The following is a 16,911-nucleotide window of genomic DNA, read 5'->3' as shown; positions in this document are numbered from 1 at the left end:
CCGTGCCGGCCCCGCCAATGATCCTGCTCTTCGGCGCCGCAGCCGCCGCGCTCGTCGCGCGCCGCCGCGCCGCGAACCGCAACGACGACAAGTCGGACGCGGCGTAAACGAATCCACTGGCGGTCGAGGGGGCTAACCCGACCACCTAACTGGGGGCCGCCCGCAAGGACGGCCCTCTTTTCATATGGCGCGCATTTTCAGTTTGCCAATCGGCAAACTATCTATAAAGTTCGCCATATGGTGAACCAATCATCCGCTCTCGACTCGGTCTTTCACGCGCTCGCCGACCCGACGCGCCGTGCTGTGATCGGCCGCCTGCTGAGCGGCGCGGCGCCCGTGAAGCGGCTCGCCGAGCCCTTCGACATGGGCCTCCCTGCCTTTTTGAAGCATCTGGCGGTGCTGGAGGGCTCCGGGCTCATTCGCTCGGCGAAGCAGGGCCGCGTGCGCACCTGCCACCTGAACGAAGCCCGGCTCGCCGAGGCGGAAGGCTGGCTCTCCGAACAGCGGGCCGTCTGGCAGGCGCGCACCGACCGGCTGGCGGCATTCGTGGAATCGCAACATCCTCAGGAGCAACGCAGGTGACAAACGGAACCGAGCTTACCATCTCCCGCCTGATCAAGGCGCCGCCGTCGGCGGTCTGGAACGCCTGGAGCGTGCCCGAAAATCTTGAGAAATGGTGGATTCCTGCACCGATCGAATGCCGCGTCGACACGCTCGAGCTCCGTCCCGGCGGCGGTTTCGTGACCCGCATGCGCGAGCAAGGCGCCACCGATTTCCAGCCGCATGTCGACGGCTGCTTCCTCGAAGCGGTCCCCGAGCAGAGGCTGGTCTTCACGACCGTCCTGACCGCAGGCTGGCAGCCCGTCGAACCTTGGCTCGCCATCACCGCGATCCTGACCTTCGAACCGAAGGACGGCGGCACACTCTATGCGGCGCGGGTGCTCCACAAGAGCCCCGAGGATAGCGCGAAGCATGACGAGATGGGCTTCTACGAAGGCTGGGGCACGGCGATCGGCCAGCTCGCCAGGCTGATCGAACCATAGCGCTCCCGCTCGCGCAGTGATGGGGAGGTGGCAGCGCGAAGCGCTGACGGAGGGGCCACGAAGCAACGTTGGAGCCTCTCCACCATCGCCTGCGGCGACGGTCCGCCTCCCCGTGCCTGCGGAACCGGGAGGATCAAGGCTTGCACCGCTCGCCCCGCGCCGCCATAGCGCGGCGCATGCACGATATCCGCCTGATCCGGGAAAATCCCGCAGCCTTCGACGCCGGCCTCGCGCGCCGCGGCCTCGAACCCCTGTCCGCGCAAATCCTTGCCGCCGACGCATCGCTGCGCGCGCTTCAGACCGAAATCCAGGCTTCGCTCGCGCGCCGCAACGAAGCGTCGAAACTGATCGGTCAGGCGATGGCGCAGGGCGACAAGGACAAGGCCGAAGCGCTGAAGGCCGAGGTCACCGATCTCAAGACGACCCTCCCTGCGAAGGAAGAGGTCGAGCGCGAACAGCTCGCCGCCTTGCAGGACCTGCTCGCTGCGCTTCCGAACCTTCCCGCCGACGACGTCCCCGATGGCGAGGACGAGGACGCGAATGTCGAGATTTCGCGCTGGGGCACGCCGCGAACCTTCGACTTCGCGCCGCAGGAACATGCCGATTTCGCTCCCGCGCTCGGCCTCGACTTCGAGACCGCGGCGAAGATGTCGGGCGCGCGCTTCGCTTTCCTGAAAGGTCAGATGGCGCGGCTCGAACGCGCGCTCGGCCAGTTCATGCTCGATATGCAGACCGGCGAGCCCGGCTATGTCGAATGCGCGACCCCGCTGATGGTCCGCGACGAGGCGGCGTTCGGCACCACGCAGCTCCCGAAGTTCCGCGAGGACCTGTTCCAGACCACCGACGGGCGGTGGCTCATCTCGACCTCCGAGATGAGCCTGACCAACGCGGTGCGCGAGGAAATCCTGTCCGAGGCCGAGCTGCCGATCCGCATGACCGCGCTTACCCCCTGCTTCCGCTCCGAGGCGGGGTCGGCGGGCCGCGACACGCGCGGCTATATCCGCCAGCACCAGTTCTGGAAGGTCGAGCTTGTCTCGATCGTCCGTCCGGAGGACAGCGACGCCGAGCTCGAACGCAAGACAAGAGCGGCCGAGAAAATATTGGAAGCGCTAGATCTTCCCTATCGCAAGATGCTGCTTTGCGCAGGCGACATGGGCTTTGCCGCGCGCAAGACATACGATCTCGAAGTCTGGTTGCCCGGCCAGAACGCTTATCGCGAGATTTCGAGCTGTTCGAACTGCGGCGATTTTCAGGCGCGCCGCATGAATACGCGCTTCCGCCGCGAAGATGCGAAGGCAAACGAGTTCGTCCACACGCTGAACGGCTCGGGGCTTGCCGTGGGGCGGACACTGGTGGCGATCCTCGAGAATTATCAGCAGGCGGATGGCGGCGTCGATATCCCGGCAGCGCTGCTGCCGTATATGGGCGGCCTCACCAAGCTGACGCCCGCGTCCTGAACTCGTCACCCCGGACTTGATCCGGGGTCCACGACGCCGGCGCCAAAATGGATCCTGGATCAAGTCCGGGATGACGAAGAAAGAGAGACTCGAAAGTGCGCATCCTCCTCACCAACGACGACGGCTATCACGCCCCCGGCATGGCAGTGCTCGAAGCCATCGCGCGCCAGCTAAGCGACGACATCTGGGTCTGCGCCCCCGCCGAGGAACAGTCGGGCGCGGGCCACTCGCTCACCCTGTCGCGCCCCGTCCGCATCCGCCAGCACGGCGAGCGGCGCTGGTCGTGCAGCGGCACCCCGACCGATTCGGTGATGATGGCGATCGGCAAGCTGATGCCCGAAAAGCCCGATCTGATCCTTTCGGGCGTCAACCGCGGCGCCAACCTGGGCGACGACATCACTTACTCGGGCACGGTTTCGGCCGCGATCGAGGGCGCGCTCGCCGGCATTCGCGCGATCGCGCTGAGCCAAGTTTACGCCAAGGAAGGGATGGGTGACAGCGTCCCCTTCGAAGCGGCCGAAGCGTGGGGCGCGAAGGTGCTGCGCCCGTTGCTCGATCACGACATGCCGCCGCGCACGCTGATCAATGTCAACTTCCCGGCCATCCCGGCGGCCGATGTGCGTGGCATTCGCGTCACCCGGCAGGGATTCCACGATTATGGCCGCGGCTCGATCGTCGAGGGCACCGATCCGCGCGGCTATCCCTATTATTGGTTCGGGCTGCACGGGATCGAGCACAGCCCCGGTCACGACAGCGACCTTGAGGCGATCGACGATCGATATATCTCGGTCACCCCGCTCCAGCTCGACCTCACGCACGACGCTTCGCTGGCGGCGCTGCGCAGCGCCTATAGCGACTAGCCTTCGCGCCACGGCTTTGGCACAAGGTCCGCAATGAGCAAGCGGCCGAAACCCAAGCTCCAGATCCAGAGCGGCTTTCACCTGCTGCGCCGTGACGCGAAATGGCCGGTCTGGGCTGACCTGCTCGCGCGGCTTGGCCTCGCCTTCTTCCTCATCGCAATCGTCGTCCTCGTCCACTGGATCGACCGCGCGGGGCTGAAGGACAGCCACGACGGCCACATCAGTTTTCTCGACGTCGTCTATTTCACGATGATTTCGGTCACGACGACTGGTTTCGGCGACATTGCCCCCGTCTCTGACCGATCGCGGCTGATCGAGGCGGTGATCGTGACCCCCATCCGTATCGCGGTGCTCTTCATATTTGTCGGCACCGCCTATAATTTCGTCATCAAACGCACATGGGAAAAATGGCGCATGGCCCGCATCAAGGCAAAGCTCACCGATCATTGCGTCGTGCTCGGTTACGGCACCAGCGGCGCCGAAGCGGTCCGCGAACTCATCGCGCGCGGCACCGACCCCGCGTGCATCGTCGTGATCGACCAGTCGGGCCCCCGCATCGCGGCCGCCGAAGCCGCCGGTTGCAACGTGTTGCAGGGCGACGCATCGAACGACGACACATTGGTCGACGTCCAGATCGCCAAGGCGCGAACAGTCCTCGTATCGGCCGGGCGTGACGACAGTTCGATCCTGATCGTCCTTACGGTCCGCCACCTCGCGCCGCACGTCCCGATCAGCGTCGTCATCCGCGCGAAGGATAATGAGCTGCTCGCGCGGCAGGCCGGCGCAAGCACCGTCATCAACCCCGTCAGCTTCACGGGCCTGCTCCTCGCGGGCTCGGCGCAGGGCGAGCATGTCGCGGACTATATGGCCGACCTCGCCGCGACGGGGGGCAAGGTGCAACTGCGCGAGCGGCCCGTGGGCAGCGAGGAAGTCGGCCACGGTCTCGACCAGCTCGCCAGCGGCGGCCGCGGCCTCCGGATCTACCGCGCCGGCAAGCCCTACGGCTTCTGGGAGCCCGAGGTGCAGACGCTCGAACCCGGCGACACGATCGTCGAGGTGGTCAGGTGCGAGACGTGCGAAGCGGATTGATGGGCGCTCGCAAATGACGCTTTTGGGTGCGAGCTGACGTTCGCTATCCTGAAATTCGTCATCCCGGACTTGATCCGGGATCCATCGCGGCGCCGAGGTCATGGACCCCGGATCGAGTCCGGGGAGACGATAAGAGATATGGCCCCTTACCGTTGACATCGGCTGCCTGCGACTTCAGCCTCGCCAGAAAAGCCAAGCCGCCCACAGCCAGCCACCAATGAGCAACGTCCCGCCGATCGGCGTAACTGCTCCGAACCATTTCGGCGCGCCCAGCGCCATCGCGTAAAGCGTGACCGCAAAAATCGCGCCGCCAACCAGCAACATGATCGCTGGTCCGCGCGCAACGCCCATGATCGCGAGCGCCGCCACCGCATGGATGAGCTGATAGATGCCGCCGGTGCGCAGCCATTCGGCCTCCTGCGGTCCTGCCGCGCCGTGCGCACCGAACGCGCCCGCTGCCACCGCCATCGCCGCTGAAATCGCTGCCAATGCACCGAGCACCCGCGTCCCCTTCCCTAACTGCCTGCAATCGGCCAAGCTATAGGCGGAGAAGAGGGAGAAGGCGATGCCCCGTGACGTTCCATTTCCCGAGGGGCTGAAGCCGCCGAGCAAGCTCGCGACGCTCGGCGAGCTTGCGCTGCCGTTCGACATGATCCGCTTCGGCCTTGGCGGCTACCACCTGATCGGCGCGCCCCGCGGCGACGGCCGCTCGGTCGTATTGCTCCCCGGCTATGGCGCCAGCGAATTGTCGATGCGCCCGCTCGAGGCCTATCTCCGTCACCTCGGCTACAACGTCCGCGACTGGGGCATGGGCCGGAACAACGGCCGCGTCGCCGCCGACGTCGAACGCTTTGCCGGGCAGGCGGCCGAATGGGTGAAGGCCGACGGCGCTCCGCTGACCCTGATCGGCTGGAGCCTCGGCGGCGTCATCGCGCGCGAGACCGCCCGCGCCTACCCGCACCTCGTCCGCGAGATCATCACTCTGGGCACGCCCATCATCGGCGGTCCCAAATATACCGCGCTCGCCCAGCGCTTTGCGGGCCGCGACTTCGACGCGATCGAGCGCGACATCCATGCCCGCAACCTCAAGGGCCTGACCCAGCCGCTCACCGTCATCTACTCCGACCGCGACGGCATCGTCGGGCCGGACATTGCGGTCGACATCTACAACGACCAGGCACGGAATATAAAGGTCGACGCGACGCATCTGGGCCTTGGTATCGCCCCGCGCGTCTGGCGGATCATCGCCGATACGCTAGCTGGGAAGAGCTGACAGACAGCATTTTTCCTTCGTCACCCCGGACTTGATCCGGGGTCCATGCCCCAGCGCTGCGACGGATCCCGGATCAAGTCCGGGATGACGAAGACAAGCGTGAGCCACGCCAAGCACAGCTATGGTGACAAAGCGCAAAAAATCCCCTATGCGCCCCGCCAATCATGACAGTCAAAACCCTCCCCACCCAGCCGAAGGTCGGCATGGTGTCGCTCGGCTGCCCGAAGGCGCTCGTCGACAGCGAACGGATTCTCACCAAGCTGCGCGCCGACGGATACGGCCTGTCGCCCGACTATGCGGGCGCCGACGTCGTGCTCGTCAACACATGCGGCTTCCTCGATTCCGCCAAGGAAGAAAGCCTCGAGGCGATCGGCGAAGCGATGGCCGAGAACGGCCGCGTCATCGTCACCGGCTGTATGGGCAATGAGGCCGAGGTCATCCGCGCGCGCTTCCCGAACGTGCTCGCGGTCACCGGCGCGCATCAGTATGAACAGGTCGTCGACGCCGTCCACGACGCTGCGCCGCCCACCCAAGGACCGTTCGTCGACCTCGTTCCCGAAGGCGGACTGAAGCTCACGCCGCGCCACTACAGCTATCTGAAGATCAGCGAAGGCTGCAACCACAGCTGCTCCTTCTGCATCATCCCCGATCTGCGCGGCAAACTCGTCAGCCGCCGCATCGACGCGGTGCTGCGCGAAGCCGAAAAGCTCGTCGCGGCGGGCACCAAGGAACTGCTGGTGATCAGCCAGGACACCTCGGCTTACGGTGTCGACATCCGCCACGACCCGCGTCCGTGGCACGGCCGCGAAGTCCGCGCGCACATGACCGACCTCGCCCGCGAGCTCGGTCAGCTCAAAACCGGCGAAGGCCGCGCCCCGTGGGTGCGCCTCCATTATGTCTATCCCTACCCGCACGTCGATGCGGTGATCCCGCTGATGGCCGAAGGGCTGCTGACCCCCTATCTCGACATCCCCTTCCAGCATGCGGCGCCGAGCGTCCTCAAGCGGATGAAGCGTCCGGCGAACGAAGCGAAGGTGCTCGAACGGCTGAAAAGCTGGCGCGCGATCGCCCCCGATATCGCGATCCGCTCGAGCTTCGTCGTCGGCTTCCCCGGCGAGACTGAGGAAGATTTCCAGTATCTCCTCGACTGGCTCGACGAGGCCCAGCTCGACCGCGTCGGAGCGTTCCGCTTCGAACCCGTCGCGGGCGCGCAGGCCAATGCGCTCGACAATCCCGTCCCCGAAGAGGTCAAGGAAGAGCGCTACCAGCGCATCATGGCGAAGACCGCCGCGATCAGCGCCGCCAAGCTCGAAGCCAAGATCGGCCGCACGCTGACGGTGATCATCGACGAAGTCGGCGAAGCGGACCCGAATGATCCCGACTGGGACGGCAGCATCGGCGCGACGGGCCGCTCACAGGCCGACGCGCCCGAGATCGACGGCCATGTCTATCTCCGCGACGTTGCGGCGACACTCAAGCCCGGCGACATCGTCGACGTCGTCATCGAGGACGCCGACGAGCATGATCTGTTCGGGGTTGTCAGCGCCTAGGCGCTTGCGCTCCCGGACCGCCGGCTACCAATTCGGCCCGCCGCTTTGCGAACAGGGGGGCGAAGCGTGCCGGAATATCGCGCGCGACCTTCCGGAAGGCGGCATCGACATCCTTGCGCGGACGGATGCGTTTCGAAAGACGCGGCAACACCGACGAGGTGTAGAACAGATCAAACTCGGGCCCTTGCAGCGCTTCGATCATCTCCCCGGCTTTTGCCGGATCCTTCAGCTCTGCGATCACCAGTGCGGCGACCTTGCCTTCGTCCTTCGCGCATAGCAGCGCCTCGGCTGCCACGTGCGGCGTATCATCGATATTGGCATCGACCTCCTGTAGTATGGGTGCCGCTTCGGCCGCCCGACCCAGTGCGGTGAGCGCGCATATCCGGTCGCGCCGCACGAGCATCCGAGCGTAGCCGCTGCCGCTCGTTTCGGCGATTCTCCCCGCGAGTTCGGCCGCCGCCAGCCCTTTTTCGAACCGGCCAAGAGCAACCAGTCGGGAACCGCGATTGATTGCGAAGTTGACCAACCAGCCCTTCTCCTTCGCATCGAAGGGGATCTCTGCGATCTGGTCAAATATGGCCTCCGCATCGTCGGCCCGGCCCAGCGCGTCGAGCGAATAAGCCTCAACATTGAGTGCCCAAGCCATATTCTCGTCGATCTCAGCCATTTTTTCCGGCGGCGGACGCTTCGCCTCGACCAGGTCGATCACCTCGGCGAACCGGCCCGCGTGCAGATAGGCGTGCGCCAACTCCTGAAACAGCTGAAGATCGTCCGGCGCCGACCTATACCTAGCGAGCGCCTCATCCACCGCTGCGTTCAGGATCAGGTTCAAATTGTCGCCGGCCTGCGCTTCCAGTTGCGGCCAGAGCGGAGCGTAGCGCAGGTCGCCCAATGCCGAGCGCATCGTATAGGGATCGCGGACATTAGCGACCAGTCCGGCGGCCGCCTCGACGCTGCCGCCTTCCACCTCGGCAGCGAAAAGCGCCGACAATATCGCTCGCCGGTCGTCCTCGGCCATCTTTCCCAGCCGCGCTTCTTGGGCCAGATCGCGCAGCAGCTGCAATCGCTCTGCGAACCGTCCCGCAAGGGCGAATGCGCGGCTGAGCGCCCATAGCTCGCGAGACTCCTGCTTAAACGCCGTGTCCGGCTCGATCGCATCGATATGTTCGAGCAAGCGAGTCGATGCGTCGGGCAGAGCTCCCGCCAATCGCGCGATCGAGGCGGCATAAAGCGCGGGCAATTTGCCATGTGCGCGTTCGAGATATTTTACCTGCCGGTAGGCGACATCCCAGCGCTGCTGCTCGATCGCGCATTCAAGTTCGGCGCCCGATCGCGCAATGGAAACCCGCCTGTCCGCACCACCACGCGTTTCGATCTGCGACAACAACGGGACCAGGAAACCGCAATAGTCTTCATCCTGCCGCGCGACCGCCGCCTCGTAGGCGGCCCATAACTCCTCATCGCTTACGCCGGTGAAATCGAAACGGGGCTTCGCCGGTCCGGCCTCCTGCGCTGCGGCACTCGTGGCCAAAGCCAACATGCCCACCACCAATCCTGCCTGCCGCATTCCTTTGTCCCTTTTTGCCCTGTTGGCAGAGGGCTAGCAAAGCCGCGCAAAGGTGCAAGGGTGTAAAACGGGATTGCAGAACACGAAGATAATTCACGGTGCCCATCATCCCGCGTGGCGTACGAAGAACGCTTAACGGCTAGATTGTTATAGGCAGAAACATCGAATCGGGGGCATCGCATGCGTCACGCCAGACTTGTCTTCGCAACTTTGCCGCTGGCGATCGCCCTCGCCGGCTGCGACCGCCAGACCGAGGTCGAAGCGCCGCCGCGCGCGACCGACAAGGCGCCCTCGCCCACGCAGAAATCGCTGATCGCGGTGCCGATCAACGCCAGCACCGCTTCGCTCAAACAGGCGCTCGAACGTGCGGTGCCGACAACGCTGTGGACGATCAACCAGCGCGAGCGGGCGTGCGTCCAGCCGCAGCGGGTCAAGGTCTTCGGCAAGAAGGTCAAGGTCACCCCTCCGATCGCCTGCACGATCGTCGGCCAGGTGACGCGCGGCCCGCTGCGACTGCGCGGCGAGGGCGACGAGATCGTCGTCGACGTGCCGCTCCACGCGACGATCGCCGCGCGCGACGTGGGCGGGGTGCTGAAGGGCGAGACCGCGACCGGCGCCGCCATGGCGCATGCGCGCGTCCGCATCGAACTCACGCCCGACTGGCGCACGCAGGGCAAGGCGCGCATCAGCTATGGCTGGACCAAGGCACCGGGGATCGATTTCCTTGGGCGGCGTATCACCTTCACCGATCAGGCCGACGCCAAGCTGAAACCCGTCGTGCGCGACGTCGAGCGCGAGGTGAACCGCGAGATCGCCAAGATCGACATTCGCAAACAGGCCGCCGACGTGTGGCGGCAGAGCTTCACCGCGCTCGAACTCAACCGCGAGAATCCGCCGGTGTGGATGCGCGTGACGCCGCAGCGCATCCTGTACGGCGGCTACCGGATCGAGGGTGATCGCATGAACCTCGACCTCGGGCTCGAGGCGATCACCGAAACCTTCGTGTCGGGTCGCCCGGCCGATCCGAAGCCCACCCTGTTACCGCGCCTTGTGCGCGAAATGCCCAAGCCGCATCTCGATGTCCGCGTGCCGGTGATCGCTGACTATGCCATACTCCAGCCCGTCGTCGATCGCGCGCTCGCCAAACGGTCGGCGCGGCCCTTTGTCCTTCCGAAGCTCGGCTCGATGATGGTGACGTTTGGCAAGTCCACCATTTACGGCGCACCCGGCGGCCGGATTGCGGTCGGCGTCGACGTCGAGGCAAAGTTGGAGATGCGATCGGGAGCGCCGACGCGCGGCCGCATCTGGATGACCGCGGTTCCCGTCAACGAGCCGGGATCGGCCGAGGTGCATTTCACCAATCTGTCGATCAACGGCGACACCGACGGGGTCGGCGGCGACCTGCTGATCACGCTCGGTCAGAGCCCAGGCTTTGCCCCGCAGATTGCCGATGCATTGACGCAGAATTTCTCGCGCGACCTCGACGAGCTCCAAGGCAAGATCAAACGCGCGGTGAACCAGCGGCGTGAGGGCGCCTTTGTCATCCGCACGCGGGTCGACGGCTTTGAAACGGGCGAAATCAAGGCGTACGGCAACGGCCTCTATCTGCCGGTGCGGATGACCGGCGCGGCCGATATTGCGTATCGCCCCGCGAAATGATCAGAAGAGGCGCGTCAGCGCGTAGAAGGCGGCCGCCACGATGGCGCTCGCCGGGATGGTGATGAACCACGCCGCGACAACATTGCTCGCGACACCCCAGCGCACCGCGCTCGCGCGGCGCGCGACGCCGGCGCCGATGATGCTGCCGGTGATTGTGTGCGTCGTCGACACCGGGATGCCGAGCAGGCTGGCGGTGAACACGACGATCGAGCCGCCGGTCGAAGCGGCGACGCCCTGATGGTGCGACAGCTTGGTGATGCGGCCGCCCATCGTCTCGATGATCTTCCAGCCTCCCGACAGCGTTCCGAGGCCGATCGCGATATAGCAACTGATCGCCACCCAGTGCGGGACATGGAACTCGCCGGTCAGATAACCGGTCGAATAGAGCAGGACCGTGATGATCCCCATCGTCTTCTGCGCATCGTTGAGCCCGTGGCTCAAGGAATAGGCTGCCGACGAGAAGAGATGCAGCGTGCGGAACGTGCTTTCGGCAAATTTCGCGCTCGCGCGGCGCAAGGCCCAGCTGCTGAGCAGCATCACCAGCATGGCAAGCAGCATACCGAGCATCGGCGACACGAAGATCGCGAGCACCGTCTTGTTGAGTCCGGTCCACTCGATCCCCTCGAACCCGGCATGGGCAACGCCCGCGCCGACGATCCCGCCGACGAGCGCGTGGCTCGACGAGGAGGGGATGCCCTTCAGCCATGTCACGACGTTCCAGAACATCGCCCCGACCAGGGCGCCGAACACGACCGCGGGGGTCACCAGATCCTTATCGATGATCCCCTTCCCGATCGTTTCGGCGACCTTGTGGAGTTCGGGAAAGGCGAGCGACAGGAAATAGGCGGCAAAGTTGAAGAAGGCGGCAAAGACCACGGCCTGCACCGGCCGCAGAAGGCGCGTCGCGACGACGGTCGCGATACTGTTCGCGGCGTCGTGCAGACCGTTCAGAAAATCGAACGCCAGCGCGAGGATGATCAGGCCGACGAGAAGCGGAAAAGCGAGTTCGTGCATCGGGCGGACCCCCGCTTACGCGTGGTCGATGACGAGGCCGTCGATTTCGTTCGCGACATCCTCGAAGCTGTCGGTGACGCGTTCGAGATGGCGGAACAGCTCGCGCGCGATCAGAAACTGCGTCGGGTTCGCCTCGCCATGTTCCTTGAACAGGCGCTTGAGGCCCGCGGCATGGATATCGTCGGCATGACCCTCCATGCGCACGAGTCGTTCGGTGAGTTCATGAAGGCGCGTCCCGTTCGCCGAAATATTGCGCAGCAGCGGCAGCGCCTCGGCGGTCAACCGGGCGGCATCGACAATGATCCCGCCGATATCGCGCATTTCGGGCTCGAACTCGGTGACGTCGTACAGGTCGACCGCGCCGGCGGTCTTCTGCATCTCGTCGATCGCATCGTCCATCGAGGCGATCAGGTCGGTGATCGCGCTGCGATCGAACGGGGTCAGGAAAGTGCGGCGGACGGTCTGCAGCACCTCGCGCGTGATCGCGTCGGCGTCATGCTCGCGCTCGATGATCTCCTGGACATGGTCGGCCATGCCCTCGCCGCCCTGCAGCATCCGCGCGAGCGCTTCTGCGCCCGCGGTCAGCGTCGCCGCGTGTGCCTCGAACAGCTCGAAGAAATTGCCCTGCTTCGGAAGCAGGCGCTGGAACCAGCCGAACATGTGATTGACCCCTGTCTTTTGGGCAACATTATAGACGACGCCCGAACGCTCCGCCGCGGCGCGAAAACCACGGTCGCCGAACGACCGGATCATCGCCTGAAGATCGGGCTCGTCGACCGACGCAGCGGCCTGATCGAGCGTGAACCAGCGCCGCTCGCGCTCGTCCATTTCCTTCCATTCGTCGAGTTCGCGCGTCACGGCCAGCGGGAATACCTCGACGTTGTACATGATCGCGGCGCCGTTCGCGCGGCGCTTGCGATATTCGTAGCTGCCGATCGACGTCGGGCATACGGCGCCCAGTACGCCCGCTTCCTCCTCGGCCTCGATCGCCGCCGAGGCGTGCCGGTCGAGACCGGTGAGCGGGTTCCCCTTGGGAATCACCCAGCGTCCCGTCCCGCGGGAGGTGACGAGCAGGATTTCGGTCGGCCCATCCTTGTCGAGGCCACCGAACCGGTAGGGAAGAACGGCAATCTGGCGCATTTATTCGGGTCTGCAGGTTCCGCTGGCCGCCCCGCGCCGCAATGTGAAATTGCAATTTGGTGACGATAATATGACAATTGAATGACAGAAGTGGCAGCCCTTAGCCCGATCGGACCTTTCCGTAAACGTCAATTCGATTGCAAAATGCAACGCGGTGCGTAAGCTGCGCGCCAAAGACAAACGGGAGACGAAATGATGGCAGGCACGGCGAGCCCGGTGGACCAGGACGTCCTGATCGTTGGCGCGGGCATTTCGGGCATCGGCATGGCAGTGCATCTGCAGATGCACTGCCCCGACCGCAGCTTCGGCTTGGCCGAGCGGCGTGCCAATCTGGGCGGCACCTGGGATCTGTTCCGCTATCCCGGCATCCGGTCCGACAGCGACATGCACACGCTGGGCTTCGTGTTCGAACCGTGGAAGCATGAGAAGTCGATCGCCGACGGCCCATCGATCCTCGAATATCTGAATCGCATCGTCGACGAGCGCGGTATCCGCGACAAGATCCGCTTCAACGCCAAGGTCGTCGGCGCCGACTGGGACAGCGCCACCGCGCGCTGGACGGTGACGATGGAGGATGAAAAGGGCGCGACCTCGACGACGACGGCGCGCTGGCTCTACCTCGGCTCGGGCTATTATGACTATGACGAACCGTTCGATGCGCAATTTGCGGGTCGCGAGGATTTTCAGGGGCAGATCGTCCATCCGCAATTCTGGCCCAAGGATCTCGACTACGCGGGCAAGAAGGTCGTCGTGATCGGATCGGGCGCGACCGCGGTGACGATCGTCCCATCGATGACCGAAAAGGGCGACGGCAAGGGCGCCGCCCATGTCACTATGCTCCAGCGCACGCCGACCTGGTATGCGATCCGCCCGGCCAAAGACGCCTTCGCGAACTTCCTGCGCAAGGTTCTGCCGAGCGAACTCGCCTACAAGATCACGCGCTTCAAGAATGTGAAGATGCAGGACATCGTCTTCAACAAGGCGCGCAACAAGCCCGAGAAGGTTCGCGAGTTCCTGACCAAACAGCTCCAGAAAAACCTGGGCGACAAATATGACCCCGAAGCCTTCACCCCGCCCTACAATCCCTGGGAGCAGCGCCTCTGCCTCGTCCCTGACGCCGATTTCTTCGAGGCGATGAAGGCCGACAAGGCATCGGTGGTGACCGACCATATCGAACGCTTCGATGCGACCGGCATCCAGCTCAAATCAGGCAAGCATCTCGACGCCGACATCATCGTGACCGCGACGGGCTTGAAGCTCGCGGTCGCGGGCAAAATTCCGGTGCGCGTCGATGGCGAAACGATCCAGTGGAACGAGCATTTCTATTACAAGGCGTGCATGTTCTCGAACGTCCCGAATTTCTCGGTCGTGTTCGGCTATCTCAACGCCAGTTGGACGCTACGCGCCGACATAGTGTCGGAATATGTCTGCCGCGTACTGAACCACATGAAGGCGACCGGCGCCGATATCGCAACACCGGTGCTAGAGGATCCGAACAGCCTGACCGAAGAGAATATCTTCGACTTTTCGTCGGGCTATATCCAGCGTTCACTCCACATCATGCCGAAAAATGCCGACGCGCTGCCGTGGCGGCTCAACCAGCATTATGTGAAAGACCGCGTCGACATGCGCACAGGCGAGATCGCCGATGGCGTGCTGACCTTCACCAAGGCGGGCGCGGTGGCGACGGCCGCCACAGCAGCTGCGGAACTCGAAGCGGCCGAATAATCATCCGAGGCGTTCGGGTTTGCCTTTGGCCGAGCCTTTCGCGAAATCCTCAAGCTGTTTCTCGGTAATGCTTTCGAGCATGTCCTTGGATGCTCCCTTGAGTTTCGACTTCGGCGTTTCGCCGCGCTTGGCACTGAGCGCGGCACCTGCCGCTCTCTGTTGCGCTTTGGATCTGGCAGGCACGATCGATCTCCTTCAGTTGACGGGCAGGAAGTCGCGCGCGAACTCAGGCTTGACGACGCGCACCAGCGCCGAAGTCACCGGCATGTTGATCTTGTAGCTCCCCTCGGCAAAGGGCCCGATCTCGTAGGGAGCGATAGCGATCGTCATCCGGTCCAGATAGCGGCCGTCCGAAGAGCCGACCCAGACCGTCTGCGCCGACACGGGCGGGCATTTGGCAAATGGGCTGTCGGGCTCGTCGGGCGTCTGAATGCCCTTCGCGACTTTTGCCTGCTTGATCCGATCGCAGAAATCCTCGCGGATCGCGGCATCGAAGGCTTCGGGGCTGATGAACAGATCGACGGGTTTCAACCGGGCACGTTTGTTGCGATCCCACAGCAAAGTGTCGAAGCTCGTCATGCCATGAGCGCCGCCCGCATATGTCTCGATTTCTGCCGAAAGGCTGAGAAAGCGGGGTGTATTGGCGACCCGCAGCCATTTCTGCAGGTGACTGTGCGCATGATAAGGGAAATGCCCCTTCGCCGACGCCGCCCTGTCGCGCTCGGCTGCCGCGACCAGTGCGGTGCGTTTGACCTGTCGATCGGCGTCGAGAAATTTGGCGAGTTCGGGAATTTGTGCCGCCTCGGCGGGATAGGCATAAGCGAATTCGATCAGATCATTCTTTTCCGTTATGTCCGAAGCGGGCGCGCCTTTGGCCAGCGCATCCTCGCTTCCGCCCGGCGGGGCGCCCGGGACCGATGCGGCGACCGCCTTGTCGACCTTCGTCGGCTCGTCTTTCGAGCAGCCTGCAGCGAGCAGCAGGATCGGGAGGATTATGGCGGTCATTCGGTAGGGCATGATCGCACAACGCAGGGAATCGACAAAATATCCCCGGCGGCCTAGCACCTCGGCATGACCGACTATTCCGACCTGATCCAGCCCGACAAGGGACAGGATGCCCGCCCGATCCATCTCGTCGACAAGAAGGGCTATGATGAATGGCTGAAGGGGCGCAATGCCCGCGAGCGCGCGCATCTGGCCGCGGTCGGTTTCAAGCCGGACGCCTTCGTCCACGCGATCCTGCCCGGCGACGATCCCGAGCGTTGGGCAGTCGTCACGACGGTCGCGAAAGTCAACGAGTTATCGGCGTGGTGTCTTGCCAAGCTCGCCCAGATCCTGCCCGAGGGACGCTATCGGGTTGAGGGCCATCAGCCGGGCAAGGCGCTGTTCGGATGGCTGAGCGCACAATATCGGTTCGACGCGTATAAATCGAACCCGCCGACGAAAGGCCCGCGCGTGCTGCTGACCACCGATGTCGCTGCGATCGCGCCGGCGGTTGCAGAGATGCGCGCGACCGCGCTCGTCCGCGACCTCGTCAACACACCCGCCGCCGACATGGGGCCCGCTGCGATCGAAAAGGCGGCCGAACGCATCGCCAAGGCGCACGGCGCCAAGCTGACCGTGACCAAGGGCGAAGCGCTCGAACAGGGCTATCCGATGATCTACGCGGTCGGGCGCGCGGCGGCGAAGCATCATGCACCGCGACTGATCGAGATCGAATGGGGCAAGGACGATCATCCGCGCGTCGCGCTCGTCGGCAAGGGGATCAGCTTCGACAGCGGCGGGCTCGACATCAAGCCCGCAGCGGGGATGCGGCTGATGAAGAAGGATATGGGCGGCGCCGCGCATGTGCTCGCGCTTGCCGAACTGGTAATGGCAAGCGGGCTGCCGGTCCGCCTGCACTGCCTCGTAGCGGCGGCCGAGAATGCGATTTCGGCCGATGCCTTCCGACCCGGCGACGTGCTCAAGAGCCGCAAGGGGCTGACGGTCGAGATCGGCAATACCGACGCCGAAGGGCGACTGGTGCTGGGCGACGCGCTTGCCAGGGCGGGCGAAGACCAGCCTGAACTGATCGTCGATTTCGCTACTCTCACAGGTGCCGCACGGACAGCGCTGGGCCCCGACCTTCCGGCGCTTTACGCCAACGACGACAGCCTCGCCGAAGACCTGCTCAAGGGCGGGACCGACCGCGACGATCCGCTGTGGCGGATGCCGTTGTGGGATGGTTATGCCGACCTTCTCGAAACCGATATCGCCGATATCGGCAATGCCGGAAGCTCGCCCTTCGCGGGATCGATCACCGCCGCCCTATTCCTGAAGCGCTTCGTCCCCGACGGCACACCCTGGGCGCATTTCGACACCTTCGCCTGGCGCCCCTCGGCGAAACCCGGCCGACCGAAGGGCGGCGCCGCACTCGGCCTGCGCTCCGCATGGGCGATGCTTCAAGCCCGCTATGACCGCCGCAAGAAGGGCGATCGTCCTTGATAAAGCCGGGGCCGCTGGTCTAATGCGCCGCGACTTTCCGCAAAGCG

At 64.6% G+C, this 16,911-nt stretch carries 17 protein-coding genes; 11 read left to right on the top strand and 6 right to left on the bottom strand.

Annotated elements, in window-relative coordinates; all coding sequences use genetic code 11:
- The first annotated feature begins 2 nt into the window (after nt 1-2).
- The 6 genes from QOL79_RS06005 to QOL79_RS05980 all read left to right on the top strand — a co-directional run bounded on the left by QOL79_RS06005 (nt 3) and on the right by QOL79_RS05980 (nt 4,449).
- Nucleotides 3-107: a PEP-CTERM sorting domain-containing protein gene (locus QOL79_RS06005; protein WP_283418974.1), complete on the top strand. Its 105-nt coding sequence runs from the start codon at nt 3-5 to the stop codon at nt 105-107.
- 130 nt (nt 108-237) lie between these two features.
- Nucleotides 238-582 (top strand): ArsR/SmtB family transcription factor, encoded by a 345-nt coding sequence (locus QOL79_RS06000; protein WP_283418973.1) that lies wholly within the window; start codon nt 238-240, stop codon nt 580-582.
- A complete protein-coding gene (locus QOL79_RS05995; protein ID WP_283418972.1) occupies nt 579-1,043 on the top strand; it encodes an SRPBCC domain-containing protein in 465 nt (154 codons plus the stop codon). The genes QOL79_RS06000 and QOL79_RS05995 overlap by 4 nt, the downstream gene beginning before the upstream one ends.
- Nucleotides 1,044-1,219: 176 nt before the next feature.
- Nucleotides 1,220-2,500 carry a serine--tRNA ligase gene (gene serS / locus QOL79_RS05990; protein WP_283418971.1) on the top strand — a complete coding sequence of 427 codons (1,281 nt, stop codon included), beginning with the start codon at nt 1,220-1,222 and terminating at the stop codon, nt 2,498-2,500.
- Nucleotides 2,501-2,595: 95 nt separating this feature from the next.
- On the top strand, nt 2,596-3,360 hold the full coding sequence (surE, locus tag QOL79_RS05985) for a 5'/3'-nucleotidase SurE (RefSeq protein WP_283418970.1): 765 nt from the start codon (nt 2,596-2,598) through the stop codon (nt 3,358-3,360).
- A gap of 33 nt (nt 3,361-3,393) precedes the next feature.
- Nucleotides 3,394-4,449: a potassium channel family protein gene (locus QOL79_RS05980; protein ID WP_283418969.1), complete on the top strand. Its 1,056-nt coding sequence runs from the start codon at nt 3,394-3,396 to the stop codon at nt 4,447-4,449.
- A 174-nt stretch (nt 4,450-4,623) separates the two neighbouring features.
- On the opposite strand, the gene QOL79_RS05975 is transcribed toward QOL79_RS05980, so the two are convergent.
- Nucleotides 4,624-4,950, bottom strand: a complete 327-nt coding sequence (locus tag QOL79_RS05975) for a DUF423 domain-containing protein (protein ID WP_282949748.1) — start codon at nt 4,948-4,950, stop codon at nt 4,624-4,626.
- Nucleotides 4,951-5,014: 64 nt separating this feature from the next.
- On the opposite strand from QOL79_RS05975, the gene QOL79_RS05970 reads away from it, so the two are divergent.
- Together QOL79_RS05970 and rimO are read left to right on the top strand one after the other, a co-directional pair.
- Nucleotides 5,015-5,722 carry an esterase/lipase family protein gene (locus QOL79_RS05970; RefSeq protein WP_283418968.1) on the top strand — a complete coding sequence of 236 codons (708 nt, stop codon included), beginning with the start codon at nt 5,015-5,017 and terminating at the stop codon, nt 5,720-5,722.
- Nucleotides 5,723-5,886: 164 nt separating this feature from the next.
- On the top strand, nt 5,887-7,272 hold the full coding sequence (gene rimO, locus QOL79_RS05965) for a 30S ribosomal protein S12 methylthiotransferase RimO (RefSeq protein ID WP_283418967.1): 1,386 nt from the start codon (nt 5,887-5,889) through the stop codon (nt 7,270-7,272).
- Here the strand turns inward: rimO and QOL79_RS05960 are convergent.
- The gene (locus QOL79_RS05960; protein WP_283418966.1) at nt 7,262-8,839 is read right to left on the bottom strand and encodes a tetratricopeptide repeat protein; all 1,578 of its coding nucleotides are present in this window, start codon (nt 8,837-8,839) and stop codon (nt 7,262-7,264) included. The genes rimO and QOL79_RS05960 overlap by 11 nt on opposite strands.
- 180 nt (nt 8,840-9,019) lie before the next feature.
- Here QOL79_RS05960 and QOL79_RS05955 point away from each other — a divergent pair, with 180 nt between their 5' ends.
- On the top strand, nt 9,020-10,498 hold the full coding sequence (locus QOL79_RS05955; RefSeq protein ID WP_283418965.1) for a DUF4403 family protein: 1,479 nt from the start codon (nt 9,020-9,022) through the stop codon (nt 10,496-10,498).
- Here QOL79_RS05955 and QOL79_RS05950 read toward each other — a convergent pair whose 3' ends face one another.
- A complete protein-coding gene (locus QOL79_RS05950; RefSeq protein WP_283418964.1) occupies nt 10,499-11,512 on the bottom strand; it encodes an inorganic phosphate transporter in 1,014 nt (337 codons plus the stop codon).
- A gap of 15 nt (nt 11,513-11,527) precedes the next feature.
- Nucleotides 11,528-12,652, bottom strand: a complete 1,125-nt coding sequence (locus QOL79_RS05945; RefSeq protein WP_283418963.1) for a DUF47 family protein — start codon at nt 12,650-12,652, stop codon at nt 11,528-11,530.
- A gap of 192 nt (nt 12,653-12,844) precedes the next feature.
- Between QOL79_RS05945 and QOL79_RS05940 the strand changes: the two genes are divergently transcribed.
- On the top strand, nt 12,845-14,380 hold the full coding sequence (locus QOL79_RS05940; protein ID WP_283418962.1) for a flavin-containing monooxygenase: 1,536 nt from the start codon (nt 12,845-12,847) through the stop codon (nt 14,378-14,380).
- Here the strand turns inward: QOL79_RS05940 and QOL79_RS05935 are convergent, their stop codons facing one another.
- Both QOL79_RS05935 and QOL79_RS05930 read right to left on the bottom strand, forming a co-directional pair.
- The gene (locus tag QOL79_RS05935; protein WP_283418961.1) at nt 14,381-14,563 is read right to left on the bottom strand and encodes a DUF3008 family protein; all 183 of its coding nucleotides are present in this window, start codon (nt 14,561-14,563) and stop codon (nt 14,381-14,383) included.
- Nucleotides 14,564-14,575: 12 nt separating this feature from the next.
- Nucleotides 14,576-15,385: a DUF4163 domain-containing protein gene (locus tag QOL79_RS05930; RefSeq protein WP_283418960.1), complete on the bottom strand. Its 810-nt coding sequence runs from the start codon at nt 15,383-15,385 to the stop codon at nt 14,576-14,578.
- Between the two features lie 66 nt (nt 15,386-15,451).
- Between QOL79_RS05930 and QOL79_RS05925 the strand changes: the two genes are divergently transcribed.
- Nucleotides 15,452-16,864 carry a leucyl aminopeptidase family protein gene (locus QOL79_RS05925; protein ID WP_283418959.1) on the top strand — a complete coding sequence of 471 codons (1,413 nt, stop codon included), beginning with the start codon at nt 15,452-15,454 and terminating at the stop codon, nt 16,862-16,864.
- Nucleotides 16,865-16,911: the final 47 nt, after the last annotated feature.

The organism is Sphingopyxis sp. Geo48 (genome assembly GCF_949769155.1).
Classification (GTDB): domain Bacteria; phylum Pseudomonadota; class Alphaproteobacteria; order Sphingomonadales; family Sphingomonadaceae; genus Sphingopyxis.
The sequence above is the reverse complement of the archived record's forward strand: the minus strand, read 5'-3'. Positions and strand labels throughout refer to the sequence as shown.

Excerpts from the sequence above, each read along its gene's own strand:
- QOL79_RS06000 (WP_283418973.1), top strand. The coding sequence starts at position 238 with ATGGTGAACCAATCATCCGCTCTCGACTCGGTCTTTCACGCGCTCGCC.
- serS (WP_283418971.1), top strand. The coding sequence starts at position 1,220 with ATGCACGATATCCGCCTGATCCGGGAAAATCCCGCAGCCTTCGACGCC.
- QOL79_RS05980 (WP_283418969.1), top strand. The coding sequence starts at position 3,394 with ATGAGCAAGCGGCCGAAACCCAAGCTCCAGATCCAGAGCGGCTTTCAC.
- QOL79_RS05970 (WP_283418968.1), top strand. The coding sequence starts at position 5,015 with ATGCCCCGTGACGTTCCATTTCCCGAGGGGCTGAAGCCGCCGAGCAAG.
- rimO (WP_283418967.1), top strand. The coding sequence starts at position 5,887 with ATGACAGTCAAAACCCTCCCCACCCAGCCGAAGGTCGGCATGGTGTCG.
- QOL79_RS05960 (WP_283418966.1), bottom strand. The coding sequence starts at position 8,839 with ATGCGGCAGGCAGGATTGGTGGTGGGCATGTTGGCTTTGGCCACGAGT.
- QOL79_RS05955 (WP_283418965.1), top strand. The coding sequence starts at position 9,020 with ATGCGTCACGCCAGACTTGTCTTCGCAACTTTGCCGCTGGCGATCGCC.
- QOL79_RS05950 (WP_283418964.1), bottom strand. The coding sequence starts at position 11,512 with ATGCACGAACTCGCTTTTCCGCTTCTCGTCGGCCTGATCATCCTCGCG.
- QOL79_RS05945 (WP_283418963.1), bottom strand. The coding sequence starts at position 12,652 with ATGCGCCAGATTGCCGTTCTTCCCTACCGGTTCGGTGGCCTCGACAAG.
- QOL79_RS05940 (WP_283418962.1), top strand. The coding sequence starts at position 12,845 with ATGATGGCAGGCACGGCGAGCCCGGTGGACCAGGACGTCCTGATCGTT.
- QOL79_RS05930 (WP_283418960.1), bottom strand. The coding sequence starts at position 15,385 with ATGACCGCCATAATCCTCCCGATCCTGCTGCTCGCTGCAGGCTGCTCG.
- QOL79_RS05925 (WP_283418959.1), top strand. The coding sequence starts at position 15,452 with ATGACCGACTATTCCGACCTGATCCAGCCCGACAAGGGACAGGATGCC.